Raw genomic sequence first — 21,115 nt, forward strand, 5'->3', positions numbered from 1 at the left:
AGAAAGTGGAGTTTACCATCTCAGAAACAGCGGAAGGAAAGCCGGAGTCAACTGACGCAGGAACGGCCGTCAACTATAAAGGCTCTGTCCGGCTGACGAAGGAAGATGCGGAAGGCCGAAACCTTGAAGGTGCAGTCTTCAAAATCGTCGACCGTGATGGAAAAACGGTTCAGGACGATCTGGTTTCAGATAAAGACGGAAAAGTAGAAACATCCGGCCTTGCACCCGGTCATTACGCATTCATTGAAACGAAAGCGCCTGACGGTTATGTGTTAAATACGGAGAAAAAAGAGTTTACCATCTCAGAAACAGCGGAAGGAAAGCCGAAGCCGTCTGAGACCGGCACCTTTGTCAACTATAAAGGCTCTGTCCAGCTGGTTAAGAAGGATCAAGACGGAAACGTTTTAGACGGTGCAGTATTTAAAATCATTGACAGTGATGGAAAAACCGTAAGAGAAGAACTGATGACAAAAGAAGGCGGCAAAATTGACGCCGGCGGTTTGGCGCCCGGAGACTATCAATTTGTTGAAACAAAAGCGCCGGATGGTTATCTGCTGTCAACAACCCCTGTGCGGTTTACGATTAAGGCTGAGAACAGCGGAAAACCGGATCAGGCTGCCCTGACTGCAGTTAACATCAAGAACAGTGTTGTTCTCACAAAATTGGATCAAGGTGACAAACGGAAAGTCCTGCAAGGTGCGAAGTTTAATCTGACAGATGCAAACGGCAAAGTGCTGAGAGAAGGTCTGACGACAGATGAGCACGGACAGATTGTTGTACGGGGACTGAAAGCAGGAGAATATCAATTTATCGAAACAAAAGCGCCTGAACTTTACAGTTTGGATCAAACGCCAATATCATTCAAGATCACAAATACCGACATAAAACCAGTCGAAATCAGTGTGGAGAATACACTGACGCCGGGTGATGTAACACTGACAAAAGTGGATCATGACGATAAAAATAAGGTGCTGGAAGGTGCTGAATTCAAGATAACGGATTCTGCCGGACATCCGGTAAACACCGGCGGCAGCAAAGAACGGCCGGCGGTATGGAAGACGGATCAAAAGGGCCGGTTTACGGTGAAAGGATTAGCGCCCGGACAGTATCGATTTATCGAAACAAAAGCGCCTGACGGCTATCAGCTGAACGAAAAACCAATTGAATTCACAATTGAAAAAGGACAGTCAAAAGCTGTTGAGGTCGTCGTTTCTAATAAGAAATTAAAAAACCCCGCACCTGGGAAAGACACACCGAATCATCAAACGAATCAAGGCGGGCATCACCCTGATACCAATGGTAAAACCAATCACCCGAATACAGGCAAAAACCTGCCGAAAACCGGTGATACGGACGGTATGATGCCGGTCACGGCCGGTATTCTGCTGCTATTAGCCGGCGGAGCCGCGGCTGTTGTATCAAGAAAGAAGAAAGCAAGGAATAGATAGACGTTATCGCACCTGATCATGTAAGAATCGATCAGGTGCTTTTTTAAAAAGAGAATCATTTCTCACCAAATACTCACCGCATGACGTACAAGAAAGGAATTTTCTTCATGGTTAAAAAAATGATCATTGCCGTTCTTATTTTGTCCGGGCTGCTTCTCATTTCCTCTCCTCTCATGAAAGGCTGTTTGATCGCGTACCTCAGTAAAAGCCAAATTGAATCGGAATTGACCGCAGAACAGGCGCGAAAAAATAACATGAAAAAAGCGGACTATGAATTTGAATCCATTCATCCGCCCGGTTTCAGGGAAACAGTTCAGTCAAGTTTTAATCGCAAACCGAAACCGATAATCGGACGGATAACCATCAGCAGCATCGATTTAGACCTTCCGATTTTAAAAGGCACAACCAATGAAAACCTGCTGATCGGCGCGGCAACTATGCGTCCGGATCAGAAAATGGGCGAGGGAAACTACCCGTTGGCAGGCCACCATCTGAAGCAGGAGAACCTATTGTTCGGCCCTCTTTTACACATAAAAAAAGGTGCGCAAATCGTGATTACCGACTTTAGAAAAGACTATATTTATTCTGTAACATCAAAAACCATGATTTCAGAAATAGAAGCAAACGCAATTCAGGAGACAAAAGATAAAGAGATTACATTAATCACATGCGACAAAGCGGTAAGAACCGAAGGACGCCTGGCCGTCAAAGGAAAATTGATTGATATTTCCGGTCATTCAAATGTATCTCAGCCATCATAGAGAAACACTTTGTCAACTGAATATACGTCCGTTGTGAAACATCCCGAGACTGGCTCCTGTCAGTCTTTTTTTGCGCAGCGATTATAAAAAGTTCATCCTTCTTATCTCTCTTGAGGGAAATTATACCAGACTGCACTTTTTGAAAGAAATGACAAGAGAAAAAGATCACGAAAATTCTCAAAAATGAGAAATAAAGATTTAAAAAATGGTATGATTTTAGGAGGAAAGGACGGCTGGTGCTGTGTTGGAAGCGAAGCGGTTTTATGTCTCTCTGCAAATGAAAATCGCCGGATTAATTACGGCTTTATTAATACTTGTCATCGGAACGCTCACGGTTATATTTGCCTTTCAGCAATTAAAGGAAGGGCAGAAGCAGGCTGAACAGTTGGCGGTGCAAACGGCAAAAACCATTTCATATATGCCTCCCGTAAAAGAGGCGTTCCGGCTTGCGGATCAAGAGGCTTTTACAAAGTTAGACGTCATTGAACAAATGAAAGAACAGGCAGGCGCGCACGCCGTCTACATCACTGATCAAAAAGGGCATGTTGCATTTCATTCGGCCCGAAGCAGTATTCCGAAAGAAAATCAAAATCTGCAAAATAAAACCGTCATGTTCGGCGGGTCTCCGGTTTCCGACGGAATGAAGGCCGTCCGGGGAAGCGCCCCGGTTATTTTGGAGGAAAAAAATCATAACGAAGTCGTCGGAACGGTGACAGTCGAATTTCTACAAGATGAGATAGAAAAAGATATGAAGGCGCATTTGCGGCATTTAGGCTATTTTGCATGTTTGGTGTTTCTTATCGGCATCGGGGGAGCGGCGGCGCTCGCAAAAAGCATCCGTAAAGATACACTCGGCCTTGAACCGCATGAAATTGCAGCGCTGTACAGGGAACGCAATGCGATGCTCCTTGCGATGAAAGAAGGGATTATCGCCGTAAACAAAGAAGGCGCGGTAACCATGATGAATTTATCTGCGGCTGATATGCTGAATCTTCCGGAACCGATGATCGGAAGGCATATAAAAGAAATCATGCCGGGCGCAAAGCTCATGCCGGTGTTGGCAGGGGGAGAATTACCGCCGAACGTGGAGGTGCGTGCCGGAGATAAAGTATTTATCTTAAACGTGAAAGAAATGAAGCAGAACGGACAAGTATACGGAGCGGTGATCAGCTTCCGCGAAAAAACGGAGCTCAAGAAACTGATTAACAAGCTGACTGAAATGAAAAAATACTCGGAGGATCTCCGGGCGCAAACGCATGAATTCTCGAATAAGCTTTACGCGATACTCGGTCTGTTAGAGCTGGGAGAATATAATGAAGCCATTGAACTGATAAAAGAAGAGTACGCCATCCAGAATGAACAGCACGAAATCCTCTTTCAAAACATTCATTCACAGCGGGTTCAGGCCATACTATTAGGAAAAATGGGAAAGGCGTCTGAGAAGAAAGTGAAGCTTTCAATAGATGAAAACAGCTTTTTAGAATCGCTGCCGGAGCATGTGGGTTCATCCCAGCTCATTACGATCATCGGAAATCTTATTGATAACGCTTTCGAAGCCGTCGCCGAAAAAGAGAAAAAAGAGGTATCCTTTTTTATGACCGATATCGGCAGGGATATCGTCATCGAAGTGGCGGATTCAGGAGACGGCGTGCCTCAGGAAAAAACAGAAACGATATTTGAAAAGGGCTACTCTTCAAAGGGGACAAGGAGAGGATACGGCTTAGCCAATCTGAAAGAAGCCGTCAGTGAATTGCAGGGAGCGATTGAGATTTCGCAGCAAAAGAGCGGCGGTGCCGTATTTACGGTGTTTATACCGAAAGAAAGGCCAAAGGGGGAATCGGTGTGATTAACATCGCGATTGCAGAGGACGACTTTCGAATAGCGCAAATTCACCAAAAATTTATCGAACATCTTGATGGATTCAATGTCATTGGCAAAGCAATCAATGCCAAAGACACCATATCGCTGCTTGAGAAACGGCAGCCTGATCTGCTGCTTTTGGATATTTATATGCCGGATGAGCTGGGAACAGATCTGCTCCCGCTTATCCGCGGCCGTTTTCCTTCCGTTGATATCATCATTATTACGGCTTCTGCCGAAACAAGGCTGCTGCAGGAAGCGCTCAGATCAGGCGTTGCCCATTATGTCATAAAACCGGTGTCGGCACATAAATTTACAGAAGTGCTTTTGCAGTACCGTGAAAAAAGAGAATGGCTGCACTCACAGCCGGAGCTGAGCCAGTCCGTGATCGACATGTTTTTCGGAAGCGGTCAGAAAGAACAAAAACAGCACAATGATCTGCCGACCGGGATTAATTCGATTACGCTTCAAAAAATCAAAAACGCGCTCAGAACGGCTCAAAAAGGGATGACGGCTGAAGAACTGGGAGAAAAAATGGGTGCCTCCAGAACAACGGCGCGGCGCTACGCCGAGTTTCTCGTTTCTCGGGAAGAAGCGCTCGCTGAATTAGAGTACGGCATTATCGGCAGGCCGGAACGGAAATATTATTTAGCACATGAGTAAGGGATGGGAGAAATGAAGCGGTTGGGAGTGCTTCTTGTCATGCTGGCGGCGCTGGTTTCTTTTGACGGACGGCAGGCGGCGGGCATCCGTTCAGCTGAAGGGCCGGTTGAAATTGTCGTCCCGGCAGCGCCTCAAGGGGGCTGGGACGTAACGGCAAAAGCTTTGCAATCGGTAATAGAGCGGAAGCAAATATTAGGCCGGCCCGTAAAGATCATCTATAAACCCGGAGGAGGCGGAGACAGCGGCTGGAAATATGTAAACGAACGAAAAACGGATGTCATCAGTATGAATTCAAGTCTGCTGTTAAGCAATGAAATTTTGGGACAAAGCCGGCTGAAGGCAGCTGATTTTACGCCTTTGGCCATTATCGCAAAAGAGTGGCAGACCGTCGCTCTTCCGAAGAATTCAAAGATAAAAAGCGGAAAGCGGCTGCTCGGCGATATTAAAGCAAATCCGGGCGGCATAAAAATCGGATTTGCGCCCGGCCTCGGAAATGATGACCAGCTCTCCTTTGCGAGAGCGGCGGAAATGGCCGGAATTTCTCCGTTTGATATCCGCTTTTTTCAATACGGAAGCAGTAATGAAGTCATTGAAGCTCTTATCAGTCACGAGATAGACGCCGCCTCAATGACCATTTCAGAAGCGAGAGACGCCTATCGGAAAGGGAAAATCACATTGGCGGCCGTTACGTCTGACAAAAGGCTCTCCGGCTTCAGCGATGTGCCGACATGGAAAGAGCAGGGGGTGCCGTTTGTCTTTGCGCACTGGAGAGGCATCATGGGGCCGAAAGACATGACCGGAGGCGAGATCGCCTATTGGGATCAGGCTTTGAAACAGATTACTTCATCCGCGGAGTGGAAGCAAATGTTGAAAAAACGGGATTGGGAGAGCTTTTATAAAAACAGCAGCGGCGCAAAACGCTTTTTAGAAGAGCAGACCGAGTTTTATAAAGAGATGATGAGCAGCGAAAAATAAGCCTTCCGCATATTTGCGGAAGGCTTTTGATTTATAAATGAACAAAATGAACGAAAAGGTTATAAAAAATTAAAAATCTTTAAAATCCAAAATATTTACTTCAATATCCAATTCTCATAAGATAGCAAAAAGGCGGATAAAGGGGATCGGGCCTTTAAAATGTAAGCGTATTCATGATGAGGGGGACATACTGTGTTAGCAATCTTAGGCTTTCTTATGATGCTTGTTTTTATGGTGCTGATTATGACAAAACGGCTTTCAGTGTTAACGGCGCTCGTATTAACGCCGATCGTGTTTGCGCTGATTGCCGGGTTTTCTTTTAACCGGGTCGGCGAGATGATGATCTCCGGTATTGAACAGGTGGCACCGATCGCAGTGATGATTATGTTTGCGATTCTTTATTTCGGCATTATGATTGATACCGGTTTATTTGATCCGATGGTGTCGCGTATTTTAAAGCTGGTTAAAGGCGACCCGCTCAAAATTGTAGTCGGAACAGCCGTTTTGACCATGCTTGTCGCACTGGACGGAGACGGCTCGACGACGTATATGATTACGACAAGCGCAATGCTGCCTTTGTATATCATGCTCGGAATCCGTCCGATTATTTTAGCGGGAATCGCCGGGGTCGGCATGGGTATCATGAACACGATTCCATGGGGCGGCGCGGCGCCGCGTGCGGCGAGTGCGCTCGGCGTTGATCCGGCAGAGCTGACGGGGCCGATGCTGCCTGTCATCGCGAGCGGAATGGTGTGTATGATTGTGGTCGCTTATGTACTCGGAAGGATGGAAAGGAAAAGGCTCGGGGTGATCGAATTAAAGCAGCCGTCCCATACAAATGAAACGGCTGCGGCTGCGGAAGATGAATGGAAGCGGCCGAAACTGTGGTGGTTCAATTTACTGTTAACGCTTTCTTTAGTGGGATTTTTAGTGTCAGGAAAAGTGAATTTAACCGTGCTGTTCATCATTGCGTTTTGTATCGCGCTGATTGTCAACTATCCGAAACTTAATGATCAAAGGGAGCGCATTTCAGCCCATTCGAGCAATGTGCTTGCGATCGGTTCGATGATTTTTGCCGCAGGCGTGTTTACCGGAATTTTAACGGGGACGAAGATGGTTGATGAAATGGCCATTTCCCTCGTATCGCTTATTCCGGAACAGATGGGAGGTTTTATTCCGGCGATTGTTGCCTTAACGAGCGGTATCTTTACGTTTCTGATGCCTAATGACGCCTATTTTTACGGTGTGCTGCCCATTTTATCTGAGACTGCCGTGGCGTACGGTGTAGATAAGGTGGAAATCGCCCGCGCTTCGATTATCGGCCAGCCGATTCATATGTTAAGCCCGCTCGTGCCGTCGACGCATTTATTAGTCGGGCTTGCCGGGGTCACCATTGATGAACATCAGAAATTTGCGATGAAATGGGCGGTTCTTGCCGTTATCGTCATGACGGCCTTTGCGCTCATCATCGGCGCAATCACGATTTTTTAACATAAAACACCCGGTTCGTCGCACACTAAAGGCATCAGAGGAGGTGCCATGATGAGTGATCCGTTTATGCCGCTTTTTTCAGTGAGAAGCGGCGCCGGTTTTAAAGCGGCGGACGGCGTTTACGGACTGACCGTGCAGATTGCGAATGTTTACTTTATCGAAAATCCCTCAGCTCCGCGGGAAATCATTCTGGTTGACGCGGGAATGCCTCAATCGTCGGAGATGATTACAAATGAAATGAAACGCCGGTTCAAAGAGGGGTATGAGCTGAAGGCGGTCATTTTGACACACGGTCATTTTGATCATGTCGGTGCGATTGAAGAACTGCTTGAGCTTTGGAATGTGCCGGTTTACATTCATGAAAAGGAGCTTCCGTACGTCACGGGGAAAGCGGATTATCCGCCTGCCAGGCCCGATGCGAAAAAAGGGCTTGTCGCAAAGCTGTCACCGCTGTTTCCGCGCCATACGATCCGCATTCCGTCCGTTCAGGCACTGCCTTCAGACGGTACCGTTCCGTTTCTTGAAGAATGGAAATGGGTGCATACGCCCGGTCACACCCCCGGCCATATTTCATTATTCCGGGATAAAGACCGCGTGCTGCTTGCCGGTGATGCCGTGATCACTGTTGAACAGGAATCGCTTGCGGACGTTGTCATTCAAAAGCAAGAGCTTCACGGTCCGCCCGCCTATTTTACAGCGGATACGCAGACGGCGGCCGCATCCGTTCAGAAATTGGCGGAACTGGAGCCGGAAGCGCTTTTGACGGGTCACGGAATTCCGATGACGGGAAAAAACTACCGTGAGGATTTGCTTACACTGGCTGAAAAACTGCATTCCGTTTTGTAAAACACCTGCGAAAATCACAGGTGTTTTTTCTTCGCAGTTTCCAGTATGATACAAAAAAACCATTGTGTTCACACCTAAAAACGATACAATGGGAAACAGATGTAAATTGAAGGAGAGAGTTTTTTGAAACATACGGAAATACTTTGGGATGAGGCGAAGGATTTTATTGATGTCTGCTATCACGAACTCGGAATGGAATCGCAAATCAACGCGCGACTGCACGCGATAAAAGATGAGATAGATCGGACGGGAAGTTACGTCCATACGGCGGAAGAGCTTGAACACGGGGCGAAAATGGCGTGGCGCAACAGCAACCGCTGTATCGGGCGTCTGTTCTGGCAATCGCTGAACGTCATTGACCGGCGCAATGTGAACACGAAAGAAGAGGTGCGTGACGCATTATTTGAACATATTGAAATCGCCACGAACGGCGGAAAAATTAAACCGACGATTACGATTTTCCCTCCTGAGAAGAACGGGGAGAAACAAGTGGAAATCTGGAATCACCAGCTCATCCGCTATGCGGGATATGAGACTGAAAAAGGAAGAGTCGGTGATCCGGCATCATATGAGCTGACGGCTGTCTGCGAAAAACTCGGCTGGCGCGGGAAGCGGACCGATTTTGATATTCTGCCGCTGCTTTTCCGGATGAAAGGGGACGGGCAGCCGGTCTGGTATGACCTGCCTCAGACGCTCGTGAAAGAAGTGCCGATCACCCATCCGGATATTGAAGAGTTTGCCGATTTAAATCTCAGGTGGTACGGGGTTCCGATTATCGCCGATATGAGGCTTGAAATCGGCGGACTGTCGTACAACGCGGCGCCTTTTAACGGATGGTATATGGGAACTGAAATCGGCGCAAGGAACCTTGCTGACGAAAAGCGGTATGATATGCTCAAAAAAGCCGCTTCGGTCATGGGGATTTCCGCCAGCCTGAATACCGACCTGTGGAAAGATCAGGTGCTGGTGGAACTGAATAAGGCAGTGCTCTATTCATACAAAAAACACGGTGTCAGCATTGTCGATCACCATACGGCCGCGAATCAATTTAAACGCTTTGAAGAACAGGAACAAGACGCGGGCAGAAAGCTGACGGGCGACTGGACCTGGCTGATTCCGCCGATCTCGCCGGCTTCCACCCACATTTTTCATAAATCATATGACGATACGATTGTGAAGCCGAATTATTTTTATCAGGACAAGCCTTATCAGTAACTGATGGAAAAGGTGCGGTACCCTTTCAGACGGTGTGATTCTTCGATGGTTACGTTTGTGACATTTGAGAAGGGGCTGCCTTTTCTGACCGCTTCGGCAAATTGTTTTAACGATTCTTCAGGGCCTTCGGCAAGGATTTCCACCCGGCCGTCATCACGGTTTTTTACCCAGCCGGCTATCTTATGTCTGTCGGCTTCCATCTGGACGAAGTAGCGAAAACCTACGCCCTGAACCCGGCCGTCTGCAATCATATGATACTGAAGCATGGAAAAACCACCTTTTTCTTACTATGATAAAGGAAAGGTAGGATATTTCGCAAAGGATGTGAACGAGATGACGCAAGACTATTCTGTCTTATCTATCAATCTCGGAAAGCCCGCAATTCATGAATTTGCCGGCAGACAAATCAATTCAGGCATCATCAAGCGGCCCGCAGATTCTCCCGTCATGCTGTATAAAACCCATTTTGACGGGGACGGGCAGGCTGATCTGAAGCATCACGGAGGTCCCGATAAAGCGGTGTGCGTGTATCCCGCCGAGCATTATTCATATTGGGAAACAACGCTCGCGAGAAAACTTCCCGCCGCCGCGTTCGGAGAGAATGTAACGGTCAAAGGACTGGCCGAACAAGACGTGTGGATCGGCGACATCTTTCAGCTGGGTGAAGCCGTCGTTCAAGTAAGCCAGCCGCGCCAGCCCTGCGTCAAACTCGCGCTCAAATATGGCATCAAAGATATGGTGCTCCGTGTACAGCAGACGGGATTTACCGGCTTTTATTTCAGGGTGCTTGAAGAAGGATATGTCGATCCGCGTCCCGTCCTCAAGCGTCTGTCGAGAGGCAAAGAAAGCATTTCCGTCTGGTATGCGAACGAAGTGAAATACCGTGATTCAGACAATCTGTCAGCGATTGAAGAAATACTGCGGGAAGAAGCGCTGTCAGAAAGCTGGAGGGAGTCCTTCCTTAAAAAAAGGGACAGGCTCACTAATGTATAGAAAAAAAGCCGTGCTGCACTGACAGCACGGCTGATTTACGTTATGCTTGTTTCTTTGTTTCCAGCAGATTGGCAAGGAAGTACTTTTTGAAGCTTTGAAGCTTTCTTCCTTCATAGTGGGTAATTCCTTTTTTCTTTAACTCTTCTACATACCAGCCTTTACTGCCATAATGCATGTCAGAAAACTCCTTTCTCCGTTCTCCCGCTGGGGAGGTTTCTTCAGTTTTTGCCAAACTTTTGGCATTGTAACATCTATAAAAAGACGCTGAAAAGGGATAATGCAAAAACTGAGCCTTTCGATTCAGAGATGTAAAGCTTTCTTACATATATATGTAAAGGGCGGTCTTTTCATGCTTAATGGCCGGTTAATTTTAACAGCACCGTTCCGAGTGTCATGATTCCGAAAACGACGCCGAAATAAATCAGCATCCCCTTCTTTTTCTTCACCCCGTAAACGGTGAGAATGATGCTTTCAATAAAGAAAATAAACCCGAAGATAATAAACCACATGTTGAAAAATGGCTCCTTTCACAGACATATGTCCAGTGTAGCACAACTCTTATAACGGAGCATAAAAAAGCCGGGCACTGTATCAGTGTCCGGCAAGTTTGACGAGAAGCTGGGCCAAATGCTGTTTTTCATTATCATCCGCGATGTCCCACAGTTCTTGTAAGAGTTTTTCTTCCGCATTGCGGGGCTCCTCGTGTTTGGCGAGATAGTCCCCGAGGATGGCGGCGCTTTTGATGATTTTGCTGTCATCCAGACCCAGTTTTTTTCCGGCGGAAATTTTCTGATGAAGGTACGCCTTAAATTCCTCGAAATCCTCTAAAATCTGCTGTTTCGTTACGCCGTGCATGGCGTGTATTTCGTTTTCGATTTTGATTTTTTCTTTATCTTTTTTCATGCGTCTCCCTCCTTCGGGTTAGTTGTTGTATACCTGTTCGGGAGGGAGATGAAACATTACAATGCAGTTAAAATAATCGGTTTGTCTTTTGTGATCACGATGGTGTGTTCCACTTGGGCGACAAGGCTTTTATCCGGCGTTTTATACGTCCAGCCGTCTCCCGCTTCAACAATCGTTTCCGCTTTCGTGGAAATAAACGGCTCAAGCGCGATCACGGTTCCGTTTTTAAACAGCGCGTTATCAAACGGATCGTAGTAATTCATGATGTGGTTCGGCGCTTCATGGAGGTTTCTGCCGATTCCGTGGCCCGTCAGCGTTTTAATGACGGTAAATCCGTTGGAGCGGGCTTCATGGTAGACGGCTCTGCCGATCTGGTTTTGACGTTTGCCGGCTTTTGCCTGATCCAATCCTTTCTGAAATGCGGATGCCGCGCAGTTACAAAGCTTTTGCAGACGTTCATCGCCTTCTCCGAGCACAAATGAAATGCCCGTATCGGAATAAAAACCGCCGAACTCCGCCGAAATATCGATATTGACAAGATCTCCGGCTTTTAAGATTTTAGAGGCGCTCGGAATGCCGTGAGCGACTTCGTCATTTACGCTGATGCATGTCACGCCCGGGAAATCGTATTCCTTCTCCGGAGCGGAAGCGGCTCCGTGCTCGTCAAGCACCGCCTTTCCGATCAGGTCAAGATCTTTCGTGCTCATGCCGGGCTCGGCTTTTTTCTTCATTTCTTCACGCGCCAGCGCGACGATTCTGCCGATTTTTTTAAGGCCTTCTAATTCTTGATCGTTCGTTACAATCATTGTCATTCCCGCTTTCTATTTTTAATCATCTGATTCAAGCTTACCACAACTGGTTTATAAATAGAAAACCAACAAGCCTTATGTGAATAAATGAAGGAAAATTGGTATAGATCACTAGATAACTTATGTGGTATATTTAAGAAAAAAGAAGGGGGATGGGTAAAATGCTTCAATTTTTGCAAAAACTCGGAAAGTCTTTTATGCTTCCGATTGCCGTTCTGCCCGCCGTTGGTATTATTTTGGCCATCGGCAGAGAGGACTTATTAAATATTCCGTTCATTTACGCGGCGGGGACCGCGGTATTTGATCATCTGCCGCTGATTTTCGCGATCGGAATCGCGATCGGGATTTCGAAAGACAGCAACGGGGCCGCCGCTCTGTCGGGAGCCATTTCTTATATCATGCTGGACGCGGCTGTAAAATCAATCAATTCGACAAATAATATGGCCGTTTTCGGAGGGATTATCGCGGGGTTAATTGCGGGATACACGTATAATCGCTTTAAGGATACGAAGCTGCCCGAATATCTCGGGTTTTTCAGCGGGCGCAGGCTCGTTCCGATTGTAACGGCGCTGATTACCATTATTTTGGCGGGTATCTTCGGATTTGTGTGGCCGCCGATTCAGTCGGTGATTACGTCCTTCGGGGAATGGATGATCGGGCTTGGCGGGATCGGCGCCGGGATTTACGGGATTTTTAACCGGCTTTTGATTCCATTCGGTCTTCATCATGTGCTGAATAATATTTTTTGGTTCCAGTTTGGCGATTTTCACGGAAAAACGGGAGATCTGGCCCGCTTCTTTGCGAAGGATCCGACGGCGGGGACTTATATGACGGGATTCTTCCCGATTATGATGTTCGGGCTTCCGGCCGCTTGTCTGGCAATGATTGCCGCGGCTAAGCCAAGTAAGCGCAAAGCGACGGCCGGAATGATGATCGGTCTCGCGCTGACGGCATTTATTACCGGAATTACAGAGCCGATTGAATTTGCATTTATGTTTTTATCACCGCTTTTGTACGGGGTTCATGCTATATTAACCGGGTTCTCTTTATTTATCGTGAATGTTCTCGGAATCAGGTCAGGTTTTTCATTCTCGGCGGGGGCGATCGATTATCTCCTCAGCTACGGCATTGCCGAAAAACCGCTTTTGCTGCTCGTTATCGGGCTTTGTTATGCGGTGATCTATTTTGTCGTCTTTTATATGCTCATCAAAACGTTAAACTTGAAAACGCCGGGACGGGAAGATGATGAGGAAGAAGTGCTTAGTGAAGATACGGCCGGTTCCGTCGAAGAACATGCCATGCTCAAGGGGCTCGGCGGCAGGCAAAATCTCGAAACGATTGATCACTGTGCGACCCGCCTCAGGCTGACCGTGCAGGATACGTCTCTCATTAATGAGGCGGCGCTTAAAAAAGCGGGAGCAAAAGGGGTTATCAAAACTGGGAATAAAACGGCGCAGGTCATTATCGGGCCGAACGTCGAATTTGTCGCGGAAGAGCTGAGAGAGGCCGTCCGCCTTGACGATCAGAAGCAGACTTGAAAAATCCGGATCACCTATGTGATCCGGATTTTTTTTGAACATATATCAAGTTTCACATAATGTACAAAAAACAATGTTTCCTTCTATGTTAAGATTCATGTAGAACAAGTATGGAGATGATGTAAGGTGACATGGATTGCAGTTGTTTCAATTGTTGTCATAAGCCTGATTAAGATTGTGCTGACATGCCTTCCTACCGGAGCGGTGGAATGGATCCTCCGCAAGTTTGAAACCCATTCAAAGCTCAGTGACGAGTCCGCTGCCGTTTCCCTCGGCGGAAAACGTCTGGAAGGCGAAGACAAACGACGGGTGATTGATGATTTTAACGAAGCCGTGTTTATCGAACGGCATTATATATACCCAGGGGATGAAGAGCGTTATCTTCATCCGCAAAACGGAGCCGATCCGCTTGTCATTAAGACGAGAAAAGGAAAAAAAGATGTGACGGTGTTTGTATACAGCTACGAAGATCATGTAGATGTCGTCAAGCAGCAGAAAAAGAAAGTCGTCGCTTATTCAGTTCTTTCCGACAGCCTGCAAAAGCGCACTATGGCCGCCGCCGGGAGCTGAACATAAAAAAGCCAGATCATATCAATGATCTGGCTTTTGTTTATTCTTTTTGATCGTCTGCTGAGGAATCTTCACGCTTCGTATAATCGAATTGTGACGGATCCACTTTCTTGAAGCCTTTCGGCTGATAGAAACGAAGCAGATCGCCGTTGATGATCTTATCAGACATTTCAAGCTCAGTCTTGACGAGAGAGTCTTCTTTTTTGTCGACTTCTGAATCATCTAAAAGTCTTCCGGTTTTCGTATCGTAATACTTGCCGGACACTTTCGTATAGTTCGGCGAGATGAAGTCTCCGTTACGGAACGGAATGACTTCTCTGTGCTCTTTCGATAAGATATCAGAACCTGACATGAGATAATCTTTCGTATCGACGCCGAGCAGATGAAGAACGGTCGGCGCGACATCGACTTCACCGGCAAATTTATGATTGCGGCCGCCTTTCACGCCGGGAGCGTGGATAAAGAGCGGCACCCGCTGAAGCTGGGCATTGTCGTATTCAGTGATCTCATCTTTGCCGAGCACTTTCGCCATCGCTTTATTATGGTTTTCGGAGATGCCGTAGTGGTCTCCGTACATCACGATAATCGACTTATCGTACAGGCCGTCTTTTTTCAGGTCATTAAAGAACTGTTCAATTGATTCATCCAGATAGTTCGCGGACTGGAAGTAATTATTGACGACTGAATCGCCAAAGTCTCCCGCCGGGAAGTCCGTGTCTTCTTTATCCATTCCGAACGGGAAGTGGTTGGACAGCGTAATGAACTTCGTATAGAACGGCTGCGGCAGGCTCTTTAAGAGCGGCATGGATTCTTTGAAATACGGTTTGTCTTTCATGCCGTAGTTTTTCGTATTTTCTTCGCTCATGTCATAATAAGCGGAATCGAAAAACTTATCGATGCCTTCCGATTTGTACATTTCGTTACGGTTCCAGAAAGTCTGCGTATTTCCGTGGAAAGCGGCAGACGTGTACTTTTTGCCTTTTAAGATCGCAGGAACGGACTGCAGCGTGTTTTGCGCTTTATTGACGAAAACCGAACCTTGCGAAAGCGGGTACAGAGAGTTCTCCATCATAAATTCCGCATCAGATGTTTTACCTTGTCCCGTTTGGTGGAAAAAGTTATCAAAGTAGAATGTTTGATTATCGTGCGCCAGTTTGTTTAAAAACGGCGTCACTTCCTTGCCGTTAATTTTGTAATCAATGATAAAGGACTGCAGAGACTCTAATGAGACGTAGATGACGTTTTTTCCTTCGGCTTTTCCGAAGTAGACGTTATTCGGCACGTCATAGTTGGCCTTCATATAGTTTTCCACATCCGTTACATCGCTTGAATCGGCAAGCGCGCGCTGGCTGTTTGATTTCACATTCTGCACGGCATCGTAAATCGTAAAGTTGTACGTGCCCAAGTATTTCACCAGATAGTTTCGGTCAAATGAGCGTGTCAAAAGCTCGGGACGGTCGGATTCCGCGACGGCGAGGTTGATCAGGAACACAAGCACGGCGGAAGCCAAAACGATTCTGAATGATTTCTTCGCCGGTTTTTCAGCCGGTTTTTTCATCTTAAGGGCCAAAATAATCAAAATGACGGTATCCAGGAAGTAGAAGGCGTCTGTCCATCTCATTAACGAGAACGCGCTGTCTCCGAGCTGGCCGCCGTTTGTCTTTGCCTGCATCATGACCGGGATGGTAATGAAATCATTAAAGAATCTATAATAGACGATGTTTGCAAAAAGCAAAAAAGACAATAAAAAATGAATCACAATAATGGCTGTCTGCTGTAATTTCTTCTTGAAAAGAAGCCCAAATCCAAGAAAGAACAAGCTGGAGCTCAGCGGATTCACAAAAAGCAATATTTTCTGGATCGTGTTGTCTATGCCGAGGTTAAAGTTTAAAATATAAGCGACATATGTTTTCACCCACAATAACACGACCGCTATCAAGAAGAAGGCAAGTCCTCTTTCTTTTATAAATGTTTTCATTGTTACACTCCTTTTTTCCGATCACGGTTTACACGGAACGATAGAAAAAACGAACGTAATCAATATACCATGAAACCAGCAAATAGAAAAGGTGGAAAAGGCTCATCGGAAAAAGGGCGAAAAACGCTGTCGCAGCGGCGGTTGATCTGTTGAATGACAGCTTTAAAAAACACAAATGGCACAAACTGGGATGTGAATTTCCGTATGATCACACCCGATTCTATTGAAGAAAGAGGTGAACAGTGATGGATATTGCGCATATCGTGGCTGAAGATAAAATCAAGCGCGCCATTAAGGATGGAGAGTTCGCCGGCATCAATGGAATGGGAAAGCCCCTGCCGAAAGACGATGCCGCACATCTTCCGGAGTCGCTCAGAATGGGCTACCGCATATTAAAAAACGCCGGAATCGCCGAGGATGAGGGCGCGCTGAAGAAAGAGCTGATGACGCTCGATTATTTGATCGCCAAGTGCCGCAATGAACAGGAGCGGGATCACCTGCGGAACAAACGGACGGAAAAACAAGTCAGACTCGACAAACTGACGGAGGAGAAAGCCATGTTCTCAAAACCCGCATCTTCTCATTATAAGGAGAAAGTATACAGACGGCTGGGCCGCCCGTAAGCCGGCTCTTTATATTTTTTTCTGAAAAGGAATGTGCTCCATAAGGCGCGGGTAGGAAATGTGGAGCAGGCCGTTTACGCACTGCGCCTGTAACAGGTGGGGCTCAGCCGGTTCAGGAAGCTCAATCGTCTCATCGATTTCCCCGTAATACCGGTTTTGGCAGACGCCCATGTTCTTCGGAAAAAGGGGTGTGATGTTTCCTCTTATATGCAGCCGTGTTCTTGACAGCAGCCTCAATGTCAATTCTTCTTCGTAAACGCCGGGCATTTCCACAATGACAAATGTGTGCTGTTCATCCTGATAAATATCATAAGTCAGGGTGTTTTTTTGTAAGGAGAAAAAATCTTCGGGAGATTTCCGTTTCAGGACATTGGTCCAAAAGTCGCTGGGCTTGTGCTCGTTTGTAATCTCAAGCCACTTTCTCATTTTTTCGATATCCACTTCGGCAGAACCTCCCTATATTTGATTTGCGATCGGCATTGACGGGTTGGCGATCTGATCCTGATCGCTCACGTCAGGGTCAAGATGGCCCGAATTCAAACATCCGGCGGCCGGCGAAAAATCCCCTAAAGAAAAGTTCGCGCCGACAAATTTGCTGTTGGCGGTGTGGCTGTTTTGTACGGTCTGACCGATATCGACGTTTCCGTTTTGCGTTGCTCCGTTTACTTTTATATTGACGACGTTAATTTGGTAAGGCATTCATAAAAACCCCTTTAATCTATAATGGGCGGCACCGGCGTAATATTTGCGGTATCTGCGGTTCCGATGGCTGTCTGGTCGTTGACATCAGGATCATTTAACAAGTTCTCCATCATCGATTCTATAGGTGACGTATCGCCGAATGAAGAGTTCAGTCCTTGTGATTTGTTATTTGTGGTGGGACTGTTGTATGCCGCTTCCCCAATCGTAATAGATCCGTTGCCAGAAATACTGTTAATCTTCAAATAGTACAGGTTGATAACAGTGGATGGCATCTCTTCACACCTCTTTAACTTAGTTGTACAGTACTGTATGCTTTTTGTGCTCCTGTTGTGAATTCCGCCCGGACATGTTCCCGACCAAACAAGAAGTCAAGGCCCGGTTCCGGCGGGGCTTTTTTTGTTTCAGGGTCTTTCGCAGTATATTTGTGATGAAAGCGCTATAAAAATAGATTGACGACATGTATATACATCATTACAATAGAGTCATAAACATGTATATACAAGTTTTTTGAGACAAAATGAAAACGGTTACGGAGGGGTTGGCATGGGTGAGTTTAACCGGGCTGCGCGGCAGATCGCTGAAGCTGTCGGCGGAATCGAAAATATTGAGGCGGCGACTCATTGTGTGACGCGTTTGCGGTTTGCATTAATAGATGAAACCAAGGTAAACCAAAAAATGCTTGATGCAATAGACATTGTCAAAGGATCTTTTGCGGTAAACGGGCAGTTTCAAGTCGTGATCGGGCAGGGGACGGTCAACAAAGTATATGCGGAATTAGTGAAGGAAACGGGGATCGGGGAAGCGTCCAAGGATGACGTGAAGAAGGCGGCATCGCAAAACATGAATCCTTTACAGCGTGCTGTGAAAACGCTTGCGGACATCTTTATTCCGATCTTGCCGGCGATCGTCACGGCCGGGCTTTTAATGGGTCTGAACAATATCTTAACGGCGGAAGGCATTTTCTACAGCACGAAATCGATTGTTCAAGTGTATCCGCAATGGGCGGATCTTGCCAATATGATTAATCTGATCGCGGGGACGGCCTTCGCTTTTCTGCCGGCTTTAATCGGCTGGTCGGCAGTGAAGCGGTTCGGAGGAAGCCCGCTTTTGGGCATCGTGCTCGGGCTGATGCTGGTGCATCCTGATCTGTTAAACGCATGGGGATACGGGGCCGCCGAGCAGAGCGGCGATATTCCGGTGTGGAACTTGTTCGGCCTTGAGGTGCAGAAAGTCGGGTATCAAGGTCAGGTGCTCCCGATTCTGCTGGCGTCTTATTTACTTGCCAGGCTTGAGCTCTTTTTGACGAAACGGACGCCGGAGGGCATTCAGCTGTTGGTCGTCGCGCCGGTGACGCTTTTGGTCATCGGTTTTCTATCCTTTGTTATCATCGGTCCGATCACCTTTGCGATCGGTAACGCGCTGACGGCGGGATTGATTGCCGTTTTCGGCCAATTCTCCGCCATCGGAGGCCTGCTGTACGGAGGGCTGTATTCGGCGCTTGTCATCACGGGGATGCATCATACGTTTCTCGCGGTCGATCTTCAATTAATCGGATCAAAGCTCGGCGGCACATTTTTATGGCCGATGCTCGCATTGTCAAATATCGCTCAAGGATCGGCGGCTCTGGCCATGATGCTCATTACAAAAGATAAAAAACAGCGGGGGCTTTCACTGACGGCCGGCATTTCCGCATATTTGGGCATTACCGAGCCGGCGATTTTCGGCGTGAATCTGCGTTACAAATTTCCGTTTGTGATCGCCATGATCAGCTCGGGGATTGCGGGGATGTTCATCTCCGTCAAAGGCGTTCTCGCAAGCTCGGTCGGTGTCGGCGGCGTGCCGGGGATCTTCTCCATTATGAGCCGGTACTGGGGCCCGTTTGCGATCGGAATGCTGATTGTGCTGATTCTCCCGTTTGCGGGAACATACGGGTATGCGCGGCTGAAACGGCAAAAATAGAAAACCTGCGGGGCGCCTTCTATCAGGCTGTCCCTTTTCCCTTTCCATTCAAAACAATACAGGCGGTGAAGAAAAATGAAAACAGACAGCACACCATGGTGGAAAAAGGCAGCGGTATATCAAATTTATCCGAAGAGCTTTAATGATACGACGGGAAACGGGATCGGTGATCTGAACGGTATTATCGAGAAGCTTGATTATTTGCAGAAGCTTTTGATTGATGTCATTTGGCTTACGCCGATTTACGATTCGCCGCAGAATGACAACGGTTATGACATTCGCGATTACTGCACCATTTATGAAGAATACGGAACGATGGAGGATTTTGAACGCCTTCTCGATGAAGCGCACAAAAGAGGAATAAAGGTCGTCATGGATCTTGTCGTAAACCATACATCAGTCGAGCATCAGTGGTTCAAAGAAGCGGTTTCGTCACCCGACAGTCCGTATCGGGATTTTTACATTTGGAAAGACGGAAAGGAAGACGGCCGGGCGCCGAACAACTGGGAATCAAAATTCGGCGGTTCCGCTTGGGAGCTCGACCCGGCCTCAGGCCAGCACTATCTGCATTTATTCGATGTGTCGCAGGCCGATTTGAACTGGGAAAATGAAGAGATGAGAAAACAGGTTTACGACATGATGCATTTTTGGTTCCGAAAAGGGATCGACGGCTTCCGGCTGGATGTGATCAACCTCATTTCTAAAGACCAATCGTTTCCTGATGCCGAGGATGGTCGTGACGGGCGCCCTTATTATACGGACGGGCCGCGCGTGCACGAATTTCTTCATGAGATGAACCGGGAAGTGTTTTCGAAATATGACAGCATGACGGTCGGTGAAATGTCCTCGACAACGGCTGACCACTGCATCCGGTACACAAACCCTGAAAATAAAGAACTCGATATGACCTTTAACTTTCATCATTTAAAAGTGGATTATCCGAATGGTGAAAAATGGGCGCTCGCTCCGTTTGATTTTCTGAAGCTGAAACGGATTTTAGCGTTTTGGCAGACGGAGATGCAAAACGGCGGAGGCTGGAACGCATTATTCTGGTGCAACCATGACCAGCCGCGGGCCGTATCCAGATACGGAGACGATGGCGTATACCGGACGAAATCAGCCAAAATGCTGGCGGCGGCCATTCATATGATGCAGGGCACGCCTTACATTTATCAAGGTGAGGAGATCGGCATGGGCAATCCGAAGTTCGATGACATCGGCTCATACCGCGATGTCGAATCACTGAACATTTACAAAAAGATGAAGGAAGAAGGCGTGTCAGAAAAAGACATTATCGCCATTTTAAAAGAGAAATCAAGAGACAATGCAAGAACCCCCGTTCAATGGAACAGCGGGCCGAACGGCGGCTTCACGACGGGAACGCCTTGGATTCCGGCGGCGGATGATTATCGGGACATTAACGCGGAAGCGGCTTTGCGGGACCCGGATTCAATTTTCTACCATTATCAGAAGCTCATCAAGCTCAGAAAGGAATATGACATCGTGACTGAAGGAACGTTTGAGCTGCTTGCTGAAGATGATCCGGCGGTTCTGGCGTACGTCAGACACGGCAAGGATGAAAAACTTCTGTGCATCAACAACTTCTACGGGAAAGAAGCGGACTTTACGGTTCCGCTTAAAGACACGGACGGCTGGCGGTTTACGGTGCTGCTGACGAATGATGAACCGAGGGGAGGGCGGCCGGAACGATTGACGCTCCGTCCGTATGAATCGATCGTTTATCATCTGACAAAAGCGTGATACACTAATCTGGGTGGTCA

23 protein-coding genes are annotated in these 21,115 nt (G+C 47.3%); 14 read left to right on the forward strand and 9 right to left on the reverse strand.

Annotation, left to right across the window (positions count from 1 at the left end):
• The 8 genes from AC2CGA_RS17460 to nosA form a co-directional block, all read left to right on the forward strand.
• Window positions 1-1,448, forward strand: a 1,448-nt coding sequence (locus AC2CGA_RS17460) for an MSCRAMM family protein (RefSeq protein ID WP_484480258.1), incomplete at its 5' end; no start/stop codon positions are given.
• A 107-nt stretch (window positions 1,449-1,555) separates the two neighbouring features.
• Window positions 1,556-2,209, forward strand: a complete 654-nt coding sequence (locus AC2CGA_RS17465; protein ID WP_024085002.1) for a class A sortase — start codon at window positions 1,556-1,558, stop codon at window positions 2,207-2,209.
• 241 nt (window positions 2,210-2,450) lie between these two features.
• Entirely contained in the window at window positions 2,451-4,055 is a 1,605-nt protein-coding gene (locus AC2CGA_RS17470; RefSeq protein ID WP_032865769.1) for a sensor histidine kinase, read from the forward strand.
• On the forward strand, window positions 4,052-4,732 hold the full coding sequence (locus AC2CGA_RS17475) for a response regulator (RefSeq protein WP_052587294.1): 681 nt from the start codon (window positions 4,052-4,054) through the stop codon (window positions 4,730-4,732). The genes AC2CGA_RS17470 and AC2CGA_RS17475 overlap by 4 nt, the downstream gene beginning before the upstream one ends.
• 12 nt (window positions 4,733-4,744) lie before the next feature.
• Complete coding sequence (locus AC2CGA_RS17480) at window positions 4,745-5,707, forward strand: tripartite tricarboxylate transporter substrate binding protein (RefSeq protein WP_052587388.1); 963 nt, start codon at window positions 4,745-4,747, stop codon at window positions 5,705-5,707.
• Window positions 5,708-5,899: 192 nt separating this feature from the next.
• Window positions 5,900-7,198 carry an Mg(2+)/citrate complex secondary transporter CitM gene (gene citM, locus AC2CGA_RS17485; protein WP_014304607.1) on the forward strand — a complete coding sequence of 433 codons (1,299 nt, stop codon included), beginning with the start codon at window positions 5,900-5,902 and terminating at the stop codon, window positions 7,196-7,198.
• A gap of 51 nt (window positions 7,199-7,249) precedes the next feature.
• Window positions 7,250-8,044 (forward strand): MBL fold metallo-hydrolase, encoded by a 795-nt coding sequence (locus AC2CGA_RS17490; protein ID WP_003155613.1) that lies wholly within the window; start codon window positions 7,250-7,252, stop codon window positions 8,042-8,044.
• A 123-nt stretch (window positions 8,045-8,167) separates the two neighbouring features.
• Window positions 8,168-9,259, forward strand: coding sequence for a nitric oxide synthase (gene nosA / locus AC2CGA_RS17495; protein WP_003155612.1), 1,092 nt, complete (start codon window positions 8,168-8,170; stop codon window positions 9,257-9,259).
• Here nosA and AC2CGA_RS17500 read toward each other — a convergent pair.
• Window positions 9,253-9,525 carry an acylphosphatase gene (locus tag AC2CGA_RS17500; protein ID WP_003155611.1) on the reverse strand — a complete coding sequence of 91 codons (273 nt, stop codon included), beginning with the start codon at window positions 9,523-9,525 and terminating at the stop codon, window positions 9,253-9,255. The two genes, nosA and AC2CGA_RS17500, sit on opposite strands and share 7 nt — an antisense overlap.
• Before the next feature lie 67 nt (window positions 9,526-9,592).
• Here AC2CGA_RS17500 and AC2CGA_RS17505 point away from each other — a divergent pair, with 67 nt between their 5' ends.
• Window positions 9,593-10,252 carry an MOSC domain-containing protein gene (locus AC2CGA_RS17505; RefSeq protein ID WP_025854000.1) on the forward strand — a complete coding sequence of 220 codons (660 nt, stop codon included), beginning with the start codon at window positions 9,593-9,595 and terminating at the stop codon, window positions 10,250-10,252.
• A 40-nt stretch (window positions 10,253-10,292) separates the two neighbouring features.
• Here AC2CGA_RS17505 and AC2CGA_RS17510 read toward each other — a convergent pair whose 3' ends face one another.
• From AC2CGA_RS17510 to map, 4 genes are all read right to left on the reverse strand, one after another.
• A complete protein-coding gene (locus AC2CGA_RS17510; RefSeq protein ID WP_003155609.1) occupies window positions 10,293-10,427 on the reverse strand; it encodes a YflJ family protein in 135 nt (44 codons plus the stop codon).
• A gap of 178 nt (window positions 10,428-10,605) precedes the next feature.
• Window positions 10,606-10,761, reverse strand: coding sequence for a hypothetical protein (locus AC2CGA_RS17515; RefSeq protein WP_003155608.1), 156 nt, complete (start codon window positions 10,759-10,761; stop codon window positions 10,606-10,608).
• Between the two features lie 82 nt (window positions 10,762-10,843).
• Window positions 10,844-11,155, reverse strand: coding sequence for a DUF3243 domain-containing protein (locus tag AC2CGA_RS17520; RefSeq protein ID WP_003155607.1), 312 nt, complete (start codon window positions 11,153-11,155; stop codon window positions 10,844-10,846).
• A 56-nt stretch (window positions 11,156-11,211) separates the two neighbouring features.
• Window positions 11,212-11,961 (reverse strand): type I methionyl aminopeptidase, encoded by a 750-nt coding sequence (map, locus tag AC2CGA_RS17525; RefSeq protein ID WP_003155605.1) that lies wholly within the window; start codon window positions 11,959-11,961, stop codon window positions 11,212-11,214.
• 164 nt (window positions 11,962-12,125) lie between these two features.
• Between map and nagE the strand changes: the two genes are divergently transcribed.
• Window positions 12,126-13,502: an N-acetylglucosamine-specific PTS transporter subunit IIBC gene (nagE, locus tag AC2CGA_RS17530; RefSeq protein ID WP_484480259.1), complete on the forward strand. Its 1,377-nt coding sequence runs from the start codon at window positions 12,126-12,128 to the stop codon at window positions 13,500-13,502.
• A 126-nt stretch (window positions 13,503-13,628) separates the two neighbouring features.
• Window positions 13,629-14,072: a YfmQ family protein gene (locus tag AC2CGA_RS17535; protein ID WP_003155601.1), complete on the forward strand. Its 444-nt coding sequence runs from the start codon at window positions 13,629-13,631 to the stop codon at window positions 14,070-14,072.
• Window positions 14,073-14,112: 40 nt separating this feature from the next.
• Here AC2CGA_RS17535 and ltaS read toward each other — a convergent pair whose 3' ends face one another.
• On the reverse strand, window positions 14,113-16,050 hold the full coding sequence (gene ltaS, locus AC2CGA_RS17540; protein ID WP_003155599.1) for a lipoteichoic acid synthase: 1,938 nt from the start codon (window positions 16,048-16,050) through the stop codon (window positions 14,113-14,115).
• A 245-nt stretch (window positions 16,051-16,295) separates the two neighbouring features.
• On the opposite strand from ltaS, the gene AC2CGA_RS17545 reads away from it, so the two are divergent.
• On the forward strand, window positions 16,296-16,673 hold the full coding sequence (locus AC2CGA_RS17545) for a DnaJ family domain-containing protein (RefSeq protein ID WP_003155597.1): 378 nt from the start codon (window positions 16,296-16,298) through the stop codon (window positions 16,671-16,673).
• Window positions 16,674-16,682: 9 nt separating this feature from the next.
• Here the strand turns inward: AC2CGA_RS17545 and AC2CGA_RS17550 are convergent, their stop codons facing one another.
• Genes AC2CGA_RS17550 through AC2CGA_RS17560 form a run of 3 tightly spaced genes read right to left on the reverse strand, consistent with a single transcriptional unit; the run spans window position 16,683 to window position 17,647 of the window.
• A complete protein-coding gene (locus AC2CGA_RS17550; RefSeq protein WP_003155596.1) occupies window positions 16,683-17,114 on the reverse strand; it encodes an Hsp20/alpha crystallin family protein in 432 nt (143 codons plus the stop codon).
• A gap of 15 nt (window positions 17,115-17,129) precedes the next feature.
• Window positions 17,130-17,372 carry a spore germination protein gene (locus AC2CGA_RS17555; RefSeq protein WP_003155595.1) on the reverse strand — a complete coding sequence of 81 codons (243 nt, stop codon included), beginning with the start codon at window positions 17,370-17,372 and terminating at the stop codon, window positions 17,130-17,132.
• Between the two features lie 14 nt (window positions 17,373-17,386).
• Window positions 17,387-17,647 carry a spore germination protein gene (locus AC2CGA_RS17560; RefSeq protein WP_007408496.1) on the reverse strand — a complete coding sequence of 87 codons (261 nt, stop codon included), beginning with the start codon at window positions 17,645-17,647 and terminating at the stop codon, window positions 17,387-17,389.
• 271 nt (window positions 17,648-17,918) lie between these two features.
• Between AC2CGA_RS17560 and treP the strand changes: the two genes are divergently transcribed.
• Both treP and treC read left to right on the forward strand, forming a co-directional pair.
• The gene (treP, locus tag AC2CGA_RS17565) at window positions 17,919-19,334 is read left to right on the forward strand and encodes a PTS system trehalose-specific EIIBC component (RefSeq protein WP_003155593.1); all 1,416 of its coding nucleotides are present in this window, start codon (window positions 17,919-17,921) and stop codon (window positions 19,332-19,334) included.
• A 75-nt stretch (window positions 19,335-19,409) separates the two neighbouring features.
• Complete coding sequence (gene treC, locus AC2CGA_RS17570) at window positions 19,410-21,095, forward strand: alpha,alpha-phosphotrehalase (protein WP_139885638.1); 1,686 nt, start codon at window positions 19,410-19,412, stop codon at window positions 21,093-21,095.
• The last annotated feature ends 20 nt before the right edge of the window (window positions 21,096-21,115 follow it).

The sequence above is a fragment of the Bacillus sp. SYZHCR11 genome, assembly GCF_057196865.1.